This window comes from Dysosmobacter acutus (genome assembly GCF_018919205.1).
In the GTDB taxonomy this organism is placed as follows: Bacteria; Bacillota; Clostridia; order Oscillospirales; family Oscillospiraceae; genus Oscillibacter; species Oscillibacter acutus.
Map to the genome: position 1 here is coordinate 2001057 of NZ_JAHLQN010000001.1, position 18732 is coordinate 2019788.

The following is an 18732-nucleotide window of genomic DNA, read 5'->3' on the forward strand; positions in this document are numbered from 1 at the left end:
AATCAGAACAGAGAGACTGGATCGCCCCCTGTTTTCTTTTCCTGGCACAGATGCACGATCTTTTGCAGGCGGGTGAGTTCATCGGCCTCACCGTGAATCTGGAGAAGGGTTCCTCCTTCTCCGCCATGTATTCCCCCACGGCCAATGACGCACGCTTCCACATCTGCCAATAGTCTCACTGCTTCTAACTCTGTGATTATATCACCCACCACAGGAAAAAGTCCACAGGACATCCCCTCATACTGGTCGATATTTTTCCGCCTGGCCGATTTTATGGCCTCCGTCACGGAGCCGGGTGTAAGTTTTTCAAGCCCTGCGGGAATGATCACGCGGGCCCCCTCCGTACACATCGCGGCCATGGCCCGGCCCCATCGAAAGCCGCCGGGACTCCCAGCCAACACGGCGGCGTTTCCCTGTGCGTCAATGAGATTTGCGCCTGCGATCACAACGTCACCGGGCCCCAGACGGACAACGCATTCCTCCACCTCGGAATCAATGCCCCGCGCCGCTCCGTTTTCAACGAGAATCCCATACGCCTGCCTGGTAACGTGGCGGTTCGGCAAAGCGCCCTTCGGAGTGAGCCGGCCCGATATCTTCAGCGGATAGTCAAGCAGCAGCTCCGAGATACAGGACACAGTGGTTCCACCCTTTAAAACAACCTTTCCGGACTGCAGCGCGGCTTTGACGCAGTCAAGCTCCAAAACCGCTTGTGCAATCAGCCATTTTCCGGTGTTGACCGTCAAAAAAATCTGCGAGCAGGCTTCCACTTACGCAATCTCCCGTAAAATGCGGGCCGCTATGGTTCTTGACAGGATCACCGGTTTGGAAATCCTTTCAGCAAGGAATTCCCTCATCCCACTGCTGTATCCAAAGCAATCCATGACGGCCAGATCCACGTTTGCGTCCCGCAGCTGCGACGCGGCCTGTTCGGACTTCTTTTTTAGATAGGGGTTCCACTGGACGGGGATCACCGTCTCCACAATTTTCCCCCACTTTTTTTTGATGTCCTCGATTTGATCCTGATCCGGCGTAACCACTCCGATGCGGCTCACATTGTTGAGCGCCGCCACAATGCCGCAGATGACCTTGCTGGGATAAATGAGAGGAACCTTTGACAAAAAGGTTTCCGGGAATTCACCTGTGCACAGAATGAGGATCGCGCCGACGCCCTGGCTTTCCAGATCATCAATTCTCTGCTGCATCAGGGGCAGAATTTTTTGCTCCTGAAGCGTGACAGCGGTGCCGTCACGCATTCTGCTCACAAGGGTGGTACCTGTTCCGTCGGGATTCAGCCGCTTTACCTCTTCTATGGTCAATCCATCCAGCGCTCCGGCCTGAATGAGCTCAATATCGCTTCCCAAGATATCGCCGATATCCTCTGAGATATCGGTTCTTGGCGCCTGGCCGATGGTAATGGCACCGATCTTTTTCACTCAGCACCAACTCCCATCGTCTGAAGGTGATTCATTTTGCCGTACTTTTTTACAATGGATTGGAACTCAGCTTCGTCGTAAAACCGGCATTTTCCGTCGCAGAACGCCTTTGCCACTTCCAATACAAAACGGGCCGTCTCTTCCACATCCACAAAGTGGGAAGCGCCGGTCGCGCATCCGGCCACCGGAAGCTCTGTTGTCAGTGCAACGCCGATCACAGGCGCGTTGGTTGCGATGGAGGGCTGGAGGATGCTGTTCAAGTGGTAGAGATCGTTGCCGTACGGCGTAATGTCCTGTACAGAGACGCCGAAGGTGTGGGGAGCCTTTCCCGTCGTCCGCTGCATCACGTCAAGCACGTCGCTGCTGTACCGGAGGATATATCCCTCCTTCACGGTCTGAGAAATGGCAAAGCCGTTCACATTGATCACATTGTTGCCCTTGGTCGTATCGATGGAGAGGATTGCCTCCATGGCGCCGTCGACTTCCTCCCGGTTCATAGTGGCCATATCTACAGGGGAGCCCATAAACGGAACAGGCTCGTGAGGCTGCGTGGGGGCGTTGGGGCAGATCTGGGTACAGAGGATGACATCGCCCTCCAGCTCGTCGCCCTTTGCCTTCATGTCGATGAGCTTGGAGGCGACGGACAGCGCACACAGCGCGCCGTCTCCATCGGACACGTACCCGGTCACTTCCGGCCTCGCTCCAATGGCCCCCAGTCTTCCCACAACGCCAAAGGTCGGCGCGGAGCCGCCCGCCGTCTTTCCATTCTTTCCGGGGACAACGATTTTTATGAAATCTGTGGAATGCGCTCCGCCCTGAATCCGTTTCACGGTGATATCCGCCGCGCCCTTGCTTTGCAGATAGCTCTGAACGCTCTCGCCGGAAGCGCGGGCGCTGTCCAGTAAATCAAATACCTCAATCACTTGTTTAATCAGCATAACATTCTCCTGCTACTTTCATTTTTCACTTCTCAGGCATGCGTAGCATGCAAACAGGCCTTCCGCCATCACCGGGTCAATCACAGGGAGGCCGCACTGTTCTTCGATCGCGCCGGCAATTTTGATCGTACTCATTCCCGTACATGCAAGTGCAATGACATCCGCGCCATGATTTTTCAGTTCCTGTGCCTTTTCTATAACGCCTTTGCGGCCCGCCTCGGTCATAAGGTCCAGCGTACAGGTTACATGCTTGGGCCTTCCCAAATTGATGAGCCTGTTTCCCAAAAGTTCATGGTAGGGGCCGGGGGCATACTCGGTGATGCCAAGTATGCCGATTTTGGTGCCGTAGGTTTGCGCAACCGCGCACACCGACTGGCCCGCGCCAAATACCGGGATACTCAGCTCCTCCCGCAGCTCCCTGACGGCCGGATCGTCACAGCAGCTGATTACAATGGCAGCCGCGTCCCGATGTTCTTTTGCAAGTTTTATGATTTTAGGGATTGCCAGGGCCTTTGTCTCAGGGCTGTGGATTCCAGAGGGCTGATCTTCAATACAGTATGAGGTGGTATGCACCATAGGATAATACTGCTCAATCAGGGCCCCGTGCATCTGAAGAAGCTTCTGATCCTCTGTCGTGACAACCCGGATTACCGCGACTTCTTTCTTCTTCAATCAATCCGCCTTCTTTTTGGAGAATTTATTGATGAGAATAACCACGACGACGGAGCACGCCATTGCGACCAGCGCGGTGGGAACCACAGTGGACAGCTGAACCATAAAGGGAACGCCGAATCCGACAGGGGCTTCATTCATGCAAAGGCCCACCAGGCAGCCGAAGATCGCGCCGATGCTTGTGTCGCTTCTCACATTGGGAATCTTGTCCATCAGCTCAAATTTATAATTGTCCGCGTTTTTGAGGATGTAGAAATCGGCAAGCATTGCGCCCGTGATGGGGGGAACAACCACGCAGAGGATATTCAGGAACGGAACCAGCCAGTCAATCATGCCGATTGCGCCCATGATCGTGGCGATGATGCCGCAGATGGCCGTCGTAATCCAGCGGGGCAGCTTGATGATGCCGTGGCAGGCATTGGTCAGGCCCAGGACGGACTGATACAGGTTGTTGTCGTTGGTGGTCCAGGTTGCAACCACAATGATGAACGCCGCCACATAGCCAAAGCCCAAAACATGGATCAACGTATTGGTGAGGTCATTGGACTGGAAGGCGCAGGCAAAAATAGCGCCGCAGATCACAACCGCGGGATAGCCAATTGTGAAACCAAGTGTAACGCCGATGGAGGAGTCCTTAACCGTCTTGGAGTAGCGCGTAAAGTCCTGAACGATGGAAACGCCCACAATAAAGCTGCCCACCATCAGGGAGACCGCGGTGGCAAAGGAAATCGGCGCGACAGGAGCGGCTGAGAAAATTTCAGAGGCGGGAACCTTTGTAAAAGTCTTAGCCACACCGAAGATAACCAGCAAAAACAGGAGCGGTACGCCGAACTGGGACAGCACCTTGATCCCCTTGTAGCCCACGATGGCCGTAACCATCATCAAAAGACCGCCGATGACGATGCACACGGTCAGATTCACATCGATGCCGGCCGCAAGCTTGAACATGCTGGTAATGCTGCTGCCGAAGAACGTGCACTGGTAGCCGAACCAGCCAAAGTTGCACAGCGCGTTGATGATGCCGAACACAATGGCGCCGTATGTGCCGAAGGTAAAACGGGACGAGACCGTGGAGGAAAGTCCGCTTTTCACGCCAATGGCTCCGACAAGGCAGCCAACAAGGGTAAGAATGATACCGCCGATAAACACGGCCGCCACCGTCGGCCAAAAGCCGAGGCCAAGCGCAATCTGTCCGCCAAGCGTAAAGGCCGTCAGGCAGAAGCCGACGCCCAGCCAGACAAAGACCTGGGCCTTCCATGTGTTTTTCTTTTCCTCCGGGACGGGAGAAAACTCATAGTCATTAAAAACCTCTTTTGTTTCCGCCGCTCCCGCGACGTTTTTTTCCTGCTTCATTTTCCTTCCCCTTTCAAAATCTTTTCTTTTTTCATAAAGGAGGCTGACTTAGGCCAGCCTCCTTTATGAAAATGCCACACATCAAATATCCAATTTGCCACACACAACAGAATAATTTTATTATATCCACCGCCTCATTTGATGTAAATAGCAAAAATAGTCACAAGTTATTGAGCATTTATTCAACTAATTATCGGCGAAAATTTTGGATATACTCTGCTTTTTTGACTAAATTTGCGAATTTTTTCATAGTTATTGACAAACATGTAAGATGTATCCTATGATTAAACTTGAAAAGATACTCAAAGGAGGTTTCCATGTCTCTTTATTCCTGGAACGTAGTCGCCATGGTTGCCGAACACCACAGCATCACGCAGGCCGCCCACATCCTTGATCTCACGCCTTCCGCGGTCAGCCACATGATCAAAAAGGTGGAGGAGAATGTCGGCTATCCGATTTTTATCAGAGAGCGCAACCGCTTTGAACTGACAAGCAACGGAAAGACCTTGCTTCCCTATGTTCAGAACTATCTGAAGTCCGGCACCGCGCTGCAGGAGGAGGCCTCGCGGCTGAAGAACTCCGTGGAGGGGGCCGTATGCATTGCCGCGTATAACAACGTGATCCGAAACTGGCTTCCCTCCATATTAAAGCGGTTTCACGAGAAATACCCAAATATCCGGATCACCATTCGCCAGTCGAACGACGTGAGAATCAAGCAGTGGATGGAACGCGGTGAAATCGATCTTGCAATCGTGTTTAACTCCTATTACAACGCATCCTCCTTCATCCCGCTTCATAAAACGCCAATGGTCTGCTTTACGCCAAAAGACTATTTCCCCCGCAATGGGACCTATATGACCGCTGAGGACCTGCGGGACATGCCCATCATTCTGCGCACTGAAAATTTTGACGAAGAGACAAATTCCATTCTGTCCGGCGCGGCCATTCCCTTTGACTCTGTTTTCCGCATCGACAACGATGAATCCTGCTATGAGTATATCCGCCAGGGCTTTGGCTTTCGCATCACTGCTGCCATCACATATCCGCGGGACGACAGGATCAACATGTATCCAATTGAAAACGCGCCTTTTAGAACAATCGGATTGATTACCGTATTTCCCCAGTATATCTCGCCCACGGTGAATCTCTTCCGCAAGGAGACCATCGCGTTTTTTTCAGACAACAATCTCATGAATGTCTAATGCATCAACGATTTCAGGAGGTGGCATCAGCCTTGCCCTTTTGCGTCAGAGATATGCTCAATCTGCCTGAGTTCAGAGAGTTCAAACTGATCGCGGGAAGCGGCGGTCTGGACAATCCCATCACCTTTGTGGATACCATGGAGATACCGGATATCGGGCCCTGGCTCCGAAAGAATGAACTGGTGGTCACAACCGCATACGCGATCCGTGAAGACAGCCGTGCCCTGGGCGAGTTGCTGCGCAAAATGAAGGTCATCGGTGCTGCGGGTCTGGCTCTGAAAACAAGGTTTTTGGGAGATATCCCGCCGGAAACCATTGCCCTGGCGGATGAGATAGCGGTCCCCCTGATCCAGATACCGCCGCAGTTTCCCTTTGTGGAAATCACAAATCCGCTGATGCAGGCCCTGGCAAATGAACAGAACCACATCTATCAATTCACTGAACAAATGCGCCGGCAGTTTCTGAACATGCAGATTCAGGGCCGCGGCGTAAACGAAATGCTGGACCTGGTCGGCGATCTGACGGGATGCTCTCTCTTTGTGGCGGACAGCTCGTTTCATGTCACAGAGCAGTCCCCGGCCAAGCGGTCCAATCCTGAGATATTCATTGAAGAAAAACAGGGGATTTCCTGCATTCGCAAAGAATTCACGGCAAAAGGCAGACCCAACAGCGTCTTTTCCGTGGCGCGGGGCAACGCGGCATACGACTGCATCTATTTTGAGATTCCGGATCAGGTCTCTTCCTCCAACTATCTGATGGCATTCGGTGAAACCGGCACTTTAACCCCGGCATGCACCGCCGCGATTCAGCAGGCCTCTTCCTATCTGGCCCTGGAGCTCTCGATGTGTGAAAGAGAGCTGAAGTCCCAGATACGTGAGGGAAAAGAGTTTTTTGACCAGATCGTGAACCGGCGCGTCTCCTCTGAGACGGAGGCGGCCATCCGGGCAAAATCGCTGCGTTGGAGCCGGCCGCCCTTTCGCATTTCTCTGAGCAAGCTTTTGCTTCAAGCGGATGGGGAGGAGAGCGACGCCTTGAAAGAGAGAAGCCTCTTAAAGGAGAGCATCCCGGTTTTTTCCCACACGCTCAGGGAGGTTCACTCTGAAAACATCCTGATCAGCCAGGACAATGAGATCGCCTGTTTTTTCGATGCGTCCACGCCGGCCGGCGAAATCCAGTCTGCTCTGCAGGCCGTTCACAATACTCTGTTGGCGCAGAGAAACCTGAATCTGATCAGCGCCATATCAGACCCCATAGGAAAATATCTTGATATCGCTCCCCAGTACCGCACTTTAGCGAACTCAATCAAATTAGAGCGCATCGACGGGCATTGCGGAGGAGTGGTCTTCGCGTGTGACACGGCTTTGCCGAGCCTTTACAGCGCGATTGCAGAGCTGCCGGAGTGCCGGGAATTTTCCAGACGCATTCTGGGCCCTCTGAAAGAATACGATGCCGCCCACAAGACGAATTTGGTCAAAACCGCCCTCCATCTTGCCAAAAACCTTGGGGTTCAAAATGTTACCGCGTCGGAACTTTTTTTGCACAGAAACTCTCTGGCCTACCGCATGAAGCAGATCAAAGAGCTCTGCAATCTGGATTTGACCAACCAGCGAGATATTGAAACGATGCTCCTTGCCACTCAAATCGACCATTACCTTGCAAAGTGATTGTGCGCGATGCACAAAAAAAGCTGCTGAGAATGGTGCACTGCGGAAGTTGTGTGAGAAAAATTATCTGCTATACTTATTCTACACACAAAAAATCCTCCTTTTTGCCAGCACAAACGCCATAAGAGAGGTAATTGCCATGAGTAGAAACGTCACGGTTGGACTTGTTCAGATGGACTGCGCCATGCTGGACAAAGAAGCCAACCTGAGCAAGGCAAAGGACTTTATTGAGCAGGCCGCTCAGCAGCATACGGACATCATCTGTTTCCCGGAGATGTTTTCAACGGGTTATAGTCCCTCCATCATCGGACCCAAATATATTGACATTGCCGAGGAGCCCGATGGCGCAACATTTGCATTTCTTGCGGAGCTTGCCAAGAAGCACAGCATGTATATTGTTGCGCCTATTGTTTTAAAAAGCAAAATCCCCGGGCTTCTCTACAATGGGCTGATCGTCATCTCCAGAGACGGCCAGTTGATGGGGACCTATAACAAGACCCACCTTTGGGCCGGAGAGCGGTTCTGGTTCAGAGCCGGCGACCGCTATCCCGTATTCGATATGGATTTTGGCAAAGTGGGTCTCATGATCTGCTACGACGGCGGCTTCCCGGAGGTATCCCGCATCCTTGCGCTCTCCGGCGCGGAGCTGATTCTCTGCCCAAGCGCGTTCCCGATTCGGGACAAGGACATGTGGGATACCTATTTCGGATCCCGCTCCCTGGAAAACTGCTGCTTTGTCGCAGGCATCAACCGTGTTGGCACGGAGGGCGACTGCCACATGTTCGGCAACAACAAGATCTACAACTTCCGCGGCCATCTGCTGGCTGAGGCGCCGGTGGATGAGGAATTTCTGCTTGTACATACGATTGATATGGACGATGTGGCCTATCATCGCGCAACCGACGTCCCTTACCTGCAGGATCGGCGTGTGGAGACGTATCAGAAGATTGCGGAGATGTATTAAGCCTTTTGCGTGTCTCTTTAAGGTATATCATAAACAGAAGGGGAGCGGAGCCATCCGCTCCCCTCACGCTTTTCAGGCAGGCGCATACACTGGATTGAAAGAGTCCTTCTTTCAACTCAGTTACTTATTAGGAGGTATTGAAATGCCTGATAAAGTCATGCCCGGCCCTGTTGACGACAACTGCGGCCTTCGGGAGGCTGTTTGCATTCACACGAAAAAAATCTATGATTCCTGCAGAGACAAAGACTGTGTAGAAGACCTGCGCTTCTATCCCACGCTGTCTTCTGTGGAGACGATTAACCGCGCCCTGAACGTGAAGGGCGGGTCCGCCGAGCTGTGCCACGTCTATGTGGATGTGGAGCCCGTGTCCTTTAACCGCGGCTTTTACACCGTCGATATGCGCTTTTTCTACCGCGTTACCCTGCAGGCTTATCTGAGCTGTCCCCGCCCTGTTGAGGTGGAGGGTCTGTGCGTGTTCGATAAGCGGGTGATCCTCTTCGGCAGCGAGGGCAGCGCCAAGATTTTCTCCTCTGAACTGCGTGTCGGCGATATGGACCGCCAGATGAAAGAGAAGAGCAATATGCCGATTGCCGTGGTGGAAGCGGTGGATCCCATTGTGCTGGATGCCAAGCTGACGGAGTGCTGCGACAGACGCTGCTGCGACTGCGACCTGTGCGAGATTCCCTGCTGCGTCACCAACTGCTTTGGCGCGGACCTCTGCAGCGGAGACGACTGCAAGCGTGTCTATGTCACCCTGGGCCAGTTCTCCATCGTTCGCCTGGAGCGGGATACCCAGCTGCTGGTGCCCGTGTACGACTACTGCATGCCCAACAAGGAGTGCGCCAGCGGAAATTCCGGCGATGACCCCTGCGACCTGTTCCGCAACATTTCCTTCCCCACCGGCGAGTTCTTCCCGCCCAACACCATCCGCAACCCTGAAAATTACGAGGATACAAAGGCCTACTGCTGCTGTAAGTAACACGCAGGACCCGCCCGCCGATATTCGGCGGGCGGGTTTTTTTGTCCGAACGTCATCCGGCAAAAAGATTCCGTCATAGAGTGGGACGAGCGTTCATAGAGTAGAGTGAAAAGGAAAGGGGAGAGACCTGTGGAATATAAAAGGACTGCAATGACATGCTTTCAGCAGGCGGCGGAGTGCCTGCCCATGCGCCTGCGGACCCAGGTGAACCACCTGCCTGAAGAGGTCAAGCGGCAGGCAGAGGAATTTCGGCTGCGGGTGGGCCGTCCCCTGTCCATATTGACGCCGGAGGGGGAACAGCGGCCATGGAATGAGCAGGTGAGCGGGGAGGATTTGGAGACGGTGGTCAATATGGCCACGGAATTCTCCCGCTACTCCGCGGTGGAATCGATGCGCAACGGATACCTGAGCGCCAGAGGCGGCTGCCGGATCGGGCTTTGCGGCACAGCGGTTCTGCGGGACGGCGTCAACACCAACCTGCGGGATCTGACCTCCGTGGCCATCCGCATCGCAAGGGAGAAGATCGGGATCGCCGAGCCGCTCATGCCTCAGCTCTTTGAGGAGGGCACATTCCAAAGCACTCTGATCCTGGCGCCGCCGGGAGGGGGAAAGACCACGCTGCTGCGGGACATGGTCCGGTGCCTCTCCAACGGAGGGGAGGGGCGGCCATCCCATCGGGTCAGCGTGGTGGACGAGCGGGGGGAGATCGCGGTGTGCTGCCAGGGGGAGCCGCAGATGGATATGGGGAACTGTACGGATGTGCTGGACGGCTGCCCCAAGGCCATGGGCATCCCTATGGTAATGCGGGCCATGAATCCGCAGATCATCGCCGTGGATGAGATCACCATGGAGGAGGATATCCGGGCCATGGCCTCCGCGGCCAACTGCGGTGTTTCCCTCCTGGCCACGATCCATGCCTCAGGGACGGAGGAGCTCATGCAAAAGCCCCTCTTTCACCAGCTTTTGAACGCGCGGGTATTTGACCGGGCGGTCCTCATCCGCTGCAAGGGAACGGAACGCGTCTACCAGGTGGAAGAACTGCCATGCTGAGGTCAGTTGGATGCCTCCTGATCCTGGCAGGAGGATTTTGGGGCTGGTACGACACGGTGAGTCGGTGGCGGCAGGAGCTGCGGCTGGTGGAGCAGATGGCGTCGGATTTGGAACAGATGGAAAGTGAGATTGCCCTTTCCCTGACGCCCATGCCCCGGCTGCTGAAAAAGCTGATTTCCCACCGCTTCACCGGCGGCTTTTTTGGCGCCGTCGCCGACCGGACCGCCCGGGGCGGAGATTTGGGACAGGCCTGGCGGGAAGAGGCGGCCCGTTACTTTTCAGGCGCGGCCCGGCGGGTTTTGATGGAGCTGCGGCTGGACGGGGACGAGGCCAGCGTGCGCAGGCATCTCACCTGGGCGGCCCGGCAGCTGCGCCAGCAGGCCCAGGCGGAGCGAAACCGGCAGAAGGACAGAGAAAAGCTCTGCACGGCGCTGTGCGCTTCCGGAGCGCTGTTTCTTGTGATCCTGCTGCTTTGAGGCATATCCTGCCCCACGCGCTCATAGAGTGGAGCATGTCCAAATTTTACAGAAGCGAGGCCTTGACGATGGATGTGGATTTGATCTTTAAAATTGCGGCGATTGGCATTTTGGTGGCGGTTCTCAATCAACTGCTGATTCGCTCCGGCCGGGAGGAGCAGGGGCTGATGGTGGTGCTGGCCGGGCTGGTGATTGTCCTGATGATGCTGGTGCAAAAGATCAGTGACCTCTTTGAACTGGTCAAGACACTGTTCCACTTTTAGAAGGATGGAGCGGATGGCCCAGGTGGCAGTCCTGTGCATCGTCGGCGCCGTACTGGGACTGCTGATGAAGAAAAACGCGCCGGAGACGGCGCTGCTCCTGACGCTGGCGGTGGGCGCGGTGATCCTGCTCTGCCTGCTGCAGGACGCGGGAGAGATACTGGAGTTTTTACAGGAATTGACGGAGGAGACGGCAGTGCCTCAGGCGGTATTTACGCCGCTTCTGAAAACCGTCGGCATCGCCCTGGTGGCGAAAGTGGGAAGCGACCTCTGCCGGGATGCGGGCGAGTCGGCCCTGGCCTCTTTGACGGAGACGGCGGGCGCCATCTGCGCCATCCTTGCTGCGCTGCCCCTGCTGCGGTCGGTGATCAAGCTGCTGCTGGAGTTATTATGAGACGATTTGTGATCTGTTTTCTGCTAACATGCATGCTCTGCACGTCAACCGCGGCTGCGGAGATTCCCGACAATCTGACGGACGCCGCCCCTGAGCAGAAGCTCTTGGAGGGCATGGACTTTGGCGGAGCAGGCGCCCTCAATGAGGGGATCGGACGCATGGGACAGGCTGTGCAGGATCAGCTGGGGACCATACTGCGTTCCCGGGTGCGGAACCTGGTGCTGCTGCTGATGGTGGTGCTGCTGTGCGGCCTGACGGACGGTTTTTTTCAGGGTACGGCCAGCAGCCGAATCCGGAACTTTGTGCCCATGGCCGGGGCGCTGTCCATTACGCTGCTCTCCGCCGGGAGCATCGACTCGCTCATCGGCCTGGGCGCCGGGACCATTGAGGAGCTCAACCAGTTTTCCAAGGCGCTGCTGCCCACCCTGGCGGCGGCGACGGCGGCCTGCGGGTCGGTGGGGACCGCCACGGTGCATCAGGTGGCCACCGTGTTTTTTGTGGACCTGCTGCTCAATCTGATCAACGGCATTCTCATCCCCATGACCTACCTGTACATAGGGGCGCTGACCGCCGGGGTGATGCTGCCGGATTACCCGTTGGGGGGGATCGCGGAGATGCTGAAAAAGGTGATCACCTGGATTCTCAGCGGCGCGCTGTTGATCTTTACCGCCTATTTGGGCGTGGGGCACATCATCTCCGGCGCCGCCGACGCGCTGAGCGTCCGGGTGGCCAGGACCGCCATCTCCGGGATGGTCCCGGTGGTGGGCGGCATCATCTCCGAGGCTTCGGAAACGGTGCTGGCCGGCGCCGGCATGCTGAAAAACACCATCGGCATCTTCGGCATGCTGGTGGTGATGGCCACCTGTCTTGCCCCATTTTTGCAGTTAGGTGTGCAGTACCTCCTCTATAAACTGGCGGCCTTTGCCTCCGGCGCGGTGGGAATAGCGCCGCTGGTGAAGCTGCTCAACGGTCTGGGCGGCGCCTTTGGCCTGGTGTTGGGGATGACCGGTTCCTGCGCGCTGCTGCTGCTGATCTCCCTCCTCTCCTCCGTGGCGGCGGTGATCCCATGATTGAGGCGCTGAGAAGCTGGCTGACCGGCATCGTGGCGGCCACGGTGCTGGTGTCGTTGGTGGAGAGCATCATCCCGGAGGGGTCCATCCGGAAGATTGCCCGGTTCACTGGAGGACTGGCCCTTTTGCTGGTGATTCTCCAGCCGCTTCTTCAGATTCAGCCGGAGGAGCTTTCCATGGACTACAGCCGCTGGGAGGCGGAGGTCCGGTCGCAGCAGGCCGATTACGCGGCGGAAAATGAAAAAACGCTCCGGACAATCATACAGGAGAAAACGGAAGCATATATCTCAGACAAAGCGGACGAACTGGGGGTTCGATGCACGCCTTCCGTCAAGGTGGAGGGCTCCGACCCGCCCTGTCCCACGGAGGTGACGCTGAGCGGAGAGACTTCAGAGGAGCTTGCCGGCTACATCGAGCAGGAGTTAGGCATCCCCAGGGAAAAGCAGACCTGGAAAGGAACATGAAAACGATGAAGGCAAACAAAAAAGACGCGGTGCGATCGCTGTGGGACCGCTACAAATATGTAGTGCTGGTGATTCTGGCCGGTGTGGCGCTGCTTGCCTGGCCCTCGGGGAGCCGGGAAAAGGAGGGGCCCGCCGCCGCCCCGGCAACAGCGGAGGAGCCCACACTGGAGCAGACGGAGGAGCGGATGCAGTCTATCCTCTCAAAGATCAGCGGCGCGGGGAACCTGACGCTGATGCTCACGCTGGACTCCACAGGGGAAAAGGCCCTGGCCCAGGATACAGAGCTGAGCTACAGCGGGGCAACGGAGGCTCCGGAGGATTACCAGCGCCGCTCGGAGACTGTGGTGCTCTCGGAGAGCGGCGGGGGAGAAGGAGCGATCATCACAAAAAGCACCTGCCCGGTTTACCGGGGAGCGCTGGTGGTTTGTGAGGGCGGAGCAAACCCGGAGGTAAAGTTGGCGCTCACCCAGGCGGTGGCCGCCCTGACCGGGCTGAGCTCAGATCGGATTACGGTGGTCAGATGTCAGTGATAATTTGGAAAAGGGGACGTACGATGAACAGGAATTTCAAACGGAACATGGTAGTGGCGACGGTGTTGCTCTTTGTCTGCGCGGCGGTGTATCTGAACTGGAAATACGCCGGAAATGTGGCGGATCCCGGTGAGGCGGTGGAGACCAAGACCTTGGGGGAATCCACTCTGGTCAGCAAGACGGAGACCGACGGCGGGCCCACGGACGAGGCGGCGGTCTACGGGGAGGGTTCCGATTACTTTGCAACGGCCCGGCTGACCCGTCAGCAGGCTCGGGACAACGCACTGAACCTGCTCAAGGAGGCGTCTGAGGAGGAGTCCGCGGATCAGGAGACGCTGAACGCGGCCTCCGAGGGGATTCAGGCCCTGGCGTCCTACACGCTTCAGGAGGCCCAGATTGAAAACCTGGTCACCGCCAAGGGCTACACAGACTGCGTGGCGTTCATGGGCGCTGAGAGCCTCAGCGTGGTGGTGGCGACTCCCGACGCCGGAGAGCTGAGCGCCCAGGATGTGGCAAAAATTACCGATATCGCCATGACGGAAACCGGGTACAAGGCGGATCAGATCAAAATTATGGCGGCAAATTAGTGGTTGTATTTTACAGGGCGGCGTGATAAAATAAACAAATAGAATCCCTTATTATGCATGTTACAAAAGACGTATTGTTCAGAGGAGAGTAAGCGAATGAGCGATAACAAAGAATATATGACCCATCTGGAAGAGGGCGGAAGTATCAATATTTCCGAGGATGTGGTTGCCGCCATCGCCGTGTCCGCCGCCCGTGAGGTCGAGGGCGTGGCCGGCATGATGTCCACCAGTGCCGGGAACGTGTCGGAACTGATGAAAAAAGGTCTGGCCAAAGGCGTTAAGCTGGACGTCGCCGAGGATGCCATCTCCCTGGAGCTGTATCTCAATGTCTCCTACGGCCACGCCATTCCCGAGGTGGCTGAAAACGTTCAGAAGGCCGTGGCCTCCGCCGTGGAGGCGATGACCGGATTTTCTGTGAGCACCGTGAACGTTCATGTGACCGGGATCAGCCTGTAACGTCAACAAAAGAGAAAAGGACGAATTGACTATGACGCGGAATACCGCAAGAGAGATTGCAATCCACCTTTCCTATGAGCTGAACTTCACGGACAAGGCCGTGGAGGAGCTGCTCCAGAGCCGCCTGACACCGGAGTCGTTTTCCCGCCTGGCGCCGGAGGACGCGCTCTATCAGGAGCCGCCCAACGCCAAGCAGGCGGCCTATATCCGCGCGCTGGTGGGCGGCGTGGCGGAGCATGCGGCGGAGTTGGACGGCTACATCGCCAAATATGCGGTGGGATGGAATTTCGCGCGGATTCCGCTGGTGGCCTCCGCCATTATGCGTGTGGCCATGTATGAGATTCTCTATATGCCGGAGATTCCCAACGGCGCGGCGATCAATGAAGCGGTGGAGATCGCCAAGAGATACGAGACTCCGGAAACCGTAAAATTTATGAACGGGATTTTGGGCAGTTTCGTCCGGCAGGAAGTTTCTCAATAGAGCTACAGAGCGCAGCGAGCCGGTTTGCTGCGCTCTGATTTTCTGTTTTTTCAAAAGAAGGGAGGGAGGGACAAGCTTTGGAAGAGCATCAGATTTACGAGGTTTCCCAGCTCAACCAGTACATCAAGGGGCTGCTGGACCAGGCGCCGGAGCTCAATCGCCTCTATGTGCGCGGCGAGCTCTCCAATTATAAAATGTATCCCTCGGGGCACCATTACTTTACGCTCAAAGACGCCGAAGGGGCGCTGCGCTGCGTGATGTTCCGTGCAAGCGCCGCGAAGCTCCGCTTCCGTCCTGAGAACGGCATGAAGGTGATTGCCTGCGGCCGGGTGGCCGTATTTCCCAGGGACGGCGCCTACCAGCTCTACTGCACGGAGCTGTCCCCCGACGGCGTGGGGGACCTCTATGTGGCCTTTGAGCAGCTCAAGGCCAAACTCCTGGAGGAGGGCCTTTTTGACCCCTCCCACAAAAAGCCGCTGCCGCCCTATCCTGAGAAGATCGCCATCGTCACTTCCTCCGCCGGAGCGGCGGTCCATGATATGATCCGCATTCTGCGTAAGCGCTATCCCGTCGCCAAGGTGATCCTGCTGCCGGTGCGGGTGCAGGGCGCGGAGGCGCCGCCGGAGATTGCCGGCGCCATCCGTTATGCCAACCGCTGGAAGGTGGCGGATCTGATCATCACCGGCCGGGGCGGCGGGTCCATGGAGGACCTCTGGGCCTTTAATGACGAGCGGGTGGCCCGGGCCATCTATGAGTCCGAATTGCCGGTGATCTCCGCCGTGGGCCATGAGCCGGACGTGACCATTTCCGACTTTGTGGCCGACCTGCGGGCGGCCACGCCCTCCAACGCGGCGGAGCTGGCAGTACCGGATATGGCGGAGCTGCTGCGCCATATTCAAAGCGCCGGCGCCCGCCTCTCCCAGGCGGAGTCCCAGCGGCTCCAGATGCTGCGGCAAAGGCTGGACGGCCTGCGGCGCAAGCGGGTTCTTTTGGATCAGACGGCCTATATTCAGGACAAGCGCATGCTTTTGGCCCATCTTCAGCAGCGGCTGGCCGATGTGGAGGCCCAGTCCCTGTCCAGGCGAAAGGCGCGGTTTTCCTCCCTGAGCGCGGCGCTGGACGCCATGAGTCCGCTGAAGGTCCTGGGCCGCGGCTATGCCGTGGCAAGGACGGAGCAGGGGGAAATTCTGAAGTCCGCCCGGGATGTGGCCGCGGGTGAGCGGGTGCGTGTGACACTGGGGGAAGGCGGCCTTTTGTGCCGCGTGGAAAAAACGGAGGAGCAGTTATGAAACAAAAGACATTTGAAGAGAAAATCTCCCGTTTGGAAGAAATCGTGGCTCTGCTGGAAAAGGGGGACGCCCAGCTGGCGGACTCCCTGGCCCTTTTTGAAGAGGGGACGAAGCTGGCATCCTCCTGTGCTCTTCAGTTAGACGAGGCGGAGCAGAAGGTGGTCGCGCTGATGAAGGGGCCGGACGGCGCGCCGGTGGAAAATACGTTTGCAAGTGAGGATACCGATGGGCAATCATAAATTTTCTCCCCAGTACGAGGATTACCGCACGGAAACCGACCGGTTTTTGGAAAACCTCTTTTTGGGAGAGCCGCTCTACAGCGATCTCTATGCCTCCATGCGCTACAGCCTCCTGGCGGGCGGCAAACGCATCCGCCCGGCCCTGACGCTGGAATTTGCAGACCTTTGCGGCATGGACTGGCACAAGGCGCTGCCGGTGGCCTGCGCTGTGGAGCTGGTGCATACCTATTCACTGATCCACGACGATCTGCCCTGCATGGACAATGACGAGCTGCGCCGGGGGAAGCTGACCAACCACAAGATGTTCGGCGAGACGCTGGCGGTGCTGGCGGGAGACGCGTTGCAGCCGGAGGCCTTTCGGCTGATCCTCTCCGCGCCGGAAATCTCGGCGGAGAACCGGGCAAACTGCGCCCTGATCCTGGCCCGGGCCGCCGGGGCCGACGGAATGGTGGCGGGACAGGTACTGGATACCCTGCATCATCTCACCAGCCGGGAGGATATCACCCTTCTCCACAGTTTGAAGACCGGGGCCATGATCTCTGCCGCCGCGGAGATGGGCTGCGCCGCCGCCGGGGCGGGAGCCTGGATGCGTCAGGCGGCCAGGCAGTATGCCTCCCAGGTGGGACTGGCCTTCCAGATCCGGGACGACATGTTGGATGTGATCGGCAGCGAGAAGGCGTTTGGAAAGCCGATCGGCTCGGATAAAAAAGAGGGGAAGCTGACCTTTGTGGATCTTTTGGGCATGGAGGGCTGCGGCGAGGCCATTCGGGAGTGTACGGAGCTGGCGAAGGCCGCCGTGGAGCCCATTCCAAACCATGCGTTTTTATTCCGGCTTGCAGACCATCTTGCAGACAGGACCCAGTGATCGCAGGAGTCGGCCACTATGTGGCCGGCTCTTTTTATGTATGATTTTCCAGAAAAAATTCACAATTCGATATACGGTATACGTTGCATATTCCGGCCGGAAGTGGTATACTACATGTGCTAAGTTAGCGGCGCAGTATTCTAGTCAGAACTGCCGTTTTCCAGGAAGGGCCTAAAAATCCTTTGAAGGGCACATCGATGAAACTCTTGGTGCCTGCTTGTTACGCCCAGTTTCGGGTGGGTGCTGGGGGGAAGCGCGTTTGCGATGCGCTTGCAGCTGTAGGGCGCTTTCCAATGGCATGGAAATCCCGACCCTGCTCCTGTGGAGACCTGTTCTTGTGCACAGACGTACTCCCTGCGTGGTAACCGGCCTGTGTACGAAACAGATTTGAACCTGCAATGCGGTGTGAACGGAGCGTCCGCTCCCAAACGCTGTGTGCAGAGTAGCCTGCCTTGAGTGGGTCTGGCGAATGGGAATCTACGCACCTGTGCCCCGGCCAGGGCTGGGTGCTATTGCCCTGAAACCTTGCCTGCAAAAGAGGCTAAGAAACGGTTAGACTGTTGTGGAAATCACCTAGGCTGTCCTAACAAGGGAAGCAGAGGGATTGCAGTGCGGACTAAGTGGCAGTCGGGTATCACAGCTGGCGACACTGTGGCATGGCGCTGAAAGGGAAACCACCTGATCGGCAACGAGAGGCGCGCCATGGGGAAATCCAACCCGTACCTAAGCCGTAAGATTTACCTCTGTAGCCGCCGCTGCTTAGCATTTATCACTCTGTTCGGAGGAGTTTCCTGTTGGACAAAGATCAAAAACGAAGGAATAAAGGCAATGAAAAACCGCAATATCAGTGGATTTTGCGGGTTTTCTTCATGTCTGTGGCTCTTTCTGCGGCCCTGAGCCTTCTGTCGGAATCGGCATTGGAGGGCGCCGGAATCCTGCTGGCGGTATTGGTGCTGGCGGTGTTCATTCTGTTGGGCATCGGGTTTGATGTGGTGGGCGTGGCCGTCACCGCGGCGGATGAGCGGCCGTTCCACTCCATGGCGGCCCACAAGGAAAAAGGCGCCGCCGAGGCGCTGTCGCTGCTGCGCAATGCAAGCCATGTCAGCAGCTTCTGCAACGACGTGGTGGGCGATATTTGCGGCATCGTCAGCGGCACCACGGCCGCCGTTATTGTGACGCGGCTTCACCAGGCCTTCAGCATAAGCAGCCTGGCGCTGTCTGTGGGATTCACCGCGCTGATCTCCGGGCTGACCATCGGCGGAAAGGCCGTGGGCAAGAATTTCGCCATCCAAAACAGCACCGGCGTGGTGTTTGCAGTGGCCAAAGTGCTGCATGTGTTTCATCGCCGCTGACCGAAAGGGAGTCT

At 56.8% G+C, this 18732-nt stretch carries 23 protein-coding genes; 18 read left to right on the forward strand and 5 right to left on the reverse strand.

Translation table 11 applies throughout. The features are described 5' to 3' along the window. Positions 1–2: 2 nt before the first annotated feature. From KQI82_RS09650 to KQI82_RS09670, 5 genes are read right to left on the reverse strand one after another with little or no spacing between them, the layout of a single operon-like run. A complete protein-coding gene (locus KQI82_RS09650; protein WP_216632556.1) occupies positions 3–767 on the reverse strand; it encodes a hypothetical protein in 765 nt (254 codons plus the stop codon). Further along, a complete protein-coding gene (locus KQI82_RS09655; RefSeq protein ID WP_216632557.1) occupies positions 768–1433 on the reverse strand; it encodes an AroM family protein in 666 nt (221 codons plus the stop codon). Next, on the reverse strand, positions 1430–2371 hold the full coding sequence (locus KQI82_RS09660) for a DUF1177 domain-containing protein (protein WP_216632558.1): 942 nt from the start codon (positions 2369–2371) through the stop codon (positions 1430–1432). The genes KQI82_RS09655 and KQI82_RS09660 overlap by 4 nt, the downstream gene beginning before the upstream one ends. Before the next feature lie 18 nt (positions 2372–2389). Then, positions 2390–3043, reverse strand: a complete 654-nt coding sequence (locus KQI82_RS09665) for an aspartate/glutamate racemase family protein (RefSeq protein WP_241426679.1) — start codon at positions 3041–3043, stop codon at positions 2390–2392. Further along, on the reverse strand, positions 3044–4396 hold the full coding sequence (locus KQI82_RS09670) for a purine-cytosine permease family protein (protein WP_216632559.1): 1353 nt from the start codon (positions 4394–4396) through the stop codon (positions 3044–3046). It abuts the gene before it with no gap. Between the two features lie 317 nt (positions 4397–4713). On the opposite strand from KQI82_RS09670, the gene KQI82_RS09675 reads away from it, so the two are divergent. The 18 genes from KQI82_RS09675 to KQI82_RS09760 all read left to right on the forward strand — a co-directional run bounded on the left by KQI82_RS09675 (position 4714) and on the right by KQI82_RS09760 (position 18718). Next, complete coding sequence (locus KQI82_RS09675; RefSeq protein WP_216632560.1) at positions 4714–5598, forward strand: LysR family transcriptional regulator; 885 nt, start codon at positions 4714–4716, stop codon at positions 5596–5598. A gap of 53 nt (positions 5599–5651) precedes the next feature. Further along, positions 5652–7262 (forward strand): PucR family transcriptional regulator, encoded by a 1611-nt coding sequence (locus KQI82_RS09680; RefSeq protein ID WP_216632561.1) that lies wholly within the window; start codon positions 5652–5654, stop codon positions 7260–7262. A 139-nt stretch (positions 7263–7401) separates the two neighbouring features. Further along, the gene (locus tag KQI82_RS09685; protein ID WP_216632562.1) at positions 7402–8226 is read left to right on the forward strand and encodes a nitrilase-related carbon-nitrogen hydrolase; all 825 of its coding nucleotides are present in this window, start codon (positions 7402–7404) and stop codon (positions 8224–8226) included. A gap of 142 nt (positions 8227–8368) precedes the next feature. After that, on the forward strand, positions 8369–9205 hold the full coding sequence (locus KQI82_RS09690) for a hypothetical protein (protein WP_216632563.1): 837 nt from the start codon (positions 8369–8371) through the stop codon (positions 9203–9205). A gap of 150 nt (positions 9206–9355) precedes the next feature. Continuing rightward, positions 9356–10255, forward strand: a complete 900-nt coding sequence (locus KQI82_RS09695) for a stage III sporulation protein AA (protein ID WP_216632564.1) — start codon at positions 9356–9358, stop codon at positions 10253–10255. After that, positions 10249–10731, forward strand: coding sequence for a stage III sporulation protein AB (locus KQI82_RS09700; RefSeq protein WP_216632565.1), 483 nt, complete (start codon positions 10249–10251; stop codon positions 10729–10731). Before KQI82_RS09695 ends, KQI82_RS09700 begins: the two co-directional genes overlap by 7 nt. Positions 10732–10799: 68 nt before the next feature. Further along, positions 10800–10994, forward strand: coding sequence for a stage III sporulation protein AC (gene spoIIIAC / locus KQI82_RS09705; RefSeq protein ID WP_187334241.1), 195 nt, complete (start codon positions 10800–10802; stop codon positions 10992–10994). 13 nt (positions 10995–11007) lie between these two features. After that, a complete protein-coding gene (locus KQI82_RS09710; RefSeq protein WP_241426680.1) occupies positions 11008–11385 on the forward strand; it encodes a stage III sporulation AC/AD family protein in 378 nt (125 codons plus the stop codon). 32 nt (positions 11386–11417) lie between these two features. Continuing rightward, entirely contained in the window at positions 11418–12455 is a 1038-nt protein-coding gene (locus KQI82_RS09715) for a stage III sporulation protein AE (RefSeq protein WP_241426681.1), read from the forward strand. Further along, complete coding sequence (locus tag KQI82_RS09720) at positions 12452–12919, forward strand: stage III sporulation protein AF (protein WP_216632567.1); 468 nt, start codon at positions 12452–12454, stop codon at positions 12917–12919. The genes KQI82_RS09715 and KQI82_RS09720 overlap by 4 nt, the downstream gene beginning before the upstream one ends. 5 nt (positions 12920–12924) lie before the next feature. After that, a complete protein-coding gene (locus tag KQI82_RS09725; RefSeq protein ID WP_216632568.1) occupies positions 12925–13449 on the forward strand; it encodes a stage III sporulation protein AG in 525 nt (174 codons plus the stop codon). Between the two features lie 47 nt (positions 13450–13496). Then, complete coding sequence (locus tag KQI82_RS09730; protein ID WP_241426682.1) at positions 13497–14036, forward strand: SpoIIIAH-like family protein; 540 nt, start codon at positions 13497–13499, stop codon at positions 14034–14036. Positions 14037–14132: 96 nt separating this feature from the next. Next, positions 14133–14492, forward strand: a complete 360-nt coding sequence (locus KQI82_RS09735; RefSeq protein WP_216632570.1) for an Asp23/Gls24 family envelope stress response protein — start codon at positions 14133–14135, stop codon at positions 14490–14492. Positions 14493–14523: 31 nt separating this feature from the next. Beyond that, positions 14524–14973, forward strand: a complete 450-nt coding sequence (gene nusB / locus KQI82_RS09740) for a transcription antitermination factor NusB (RefSeq protein ID WP_216632571.1) — start codon at positions 14524–14526, stop codon at positions 14971–14973. Positions 14974–15050: 77 nt separating this feature from the next. Further along, positions 15051–16262: an exodeoxyribonuclease VII large subunit gene (xseA, locus tag KQI82_RS09745; protein WP_216632572.1), complete on the forward strand. Its 1212-nt coding sequence runs from the start codon at positions 15051–15053 to the stop codon at positions 16260–16262. Beyond that, the gene (xseB, locus tag KQI82_RS09750; protein WP_187333966.1) at positions 16259–16501 is read left to right on the forward strand and encodes an exodeoxyribonuclease VII small subunit; all 243 of its coding nucleotides are present in this window, start codon (positions 16259–16261) and stop codon (positions 16499–16501) included. The genes xseA and xseB overlap by 4 nt, the downstream gene beginning before the upstream one ends. Then, positions 16488–17366 (forward strand): polyprenyl synthetase family protein, encoded by an 879-nt coding sequence (locus KQI82_RS09755; RefSeq protein ID WP_216632573.1) that lies wholly within the window; start codon positions 16488–16490, stop codon positions 17364–17366. Before xseB ends, KQI82_RS09755 begins: the two co-directional genes overlap by 14 nt. 869 nt (positions 17367–18235) lie before the next feature. Then, a complete protein-coding gene (locus KQI82_RS09760) occupies positions 18236–18718 on the forward strand; it encodes a hypothetical protein (RefSeq protein WP_241426683.1) in 483 nt (160 codons plus the stop codon). Positions 18719–18732 lie beyond the last annotated feature (14 nt).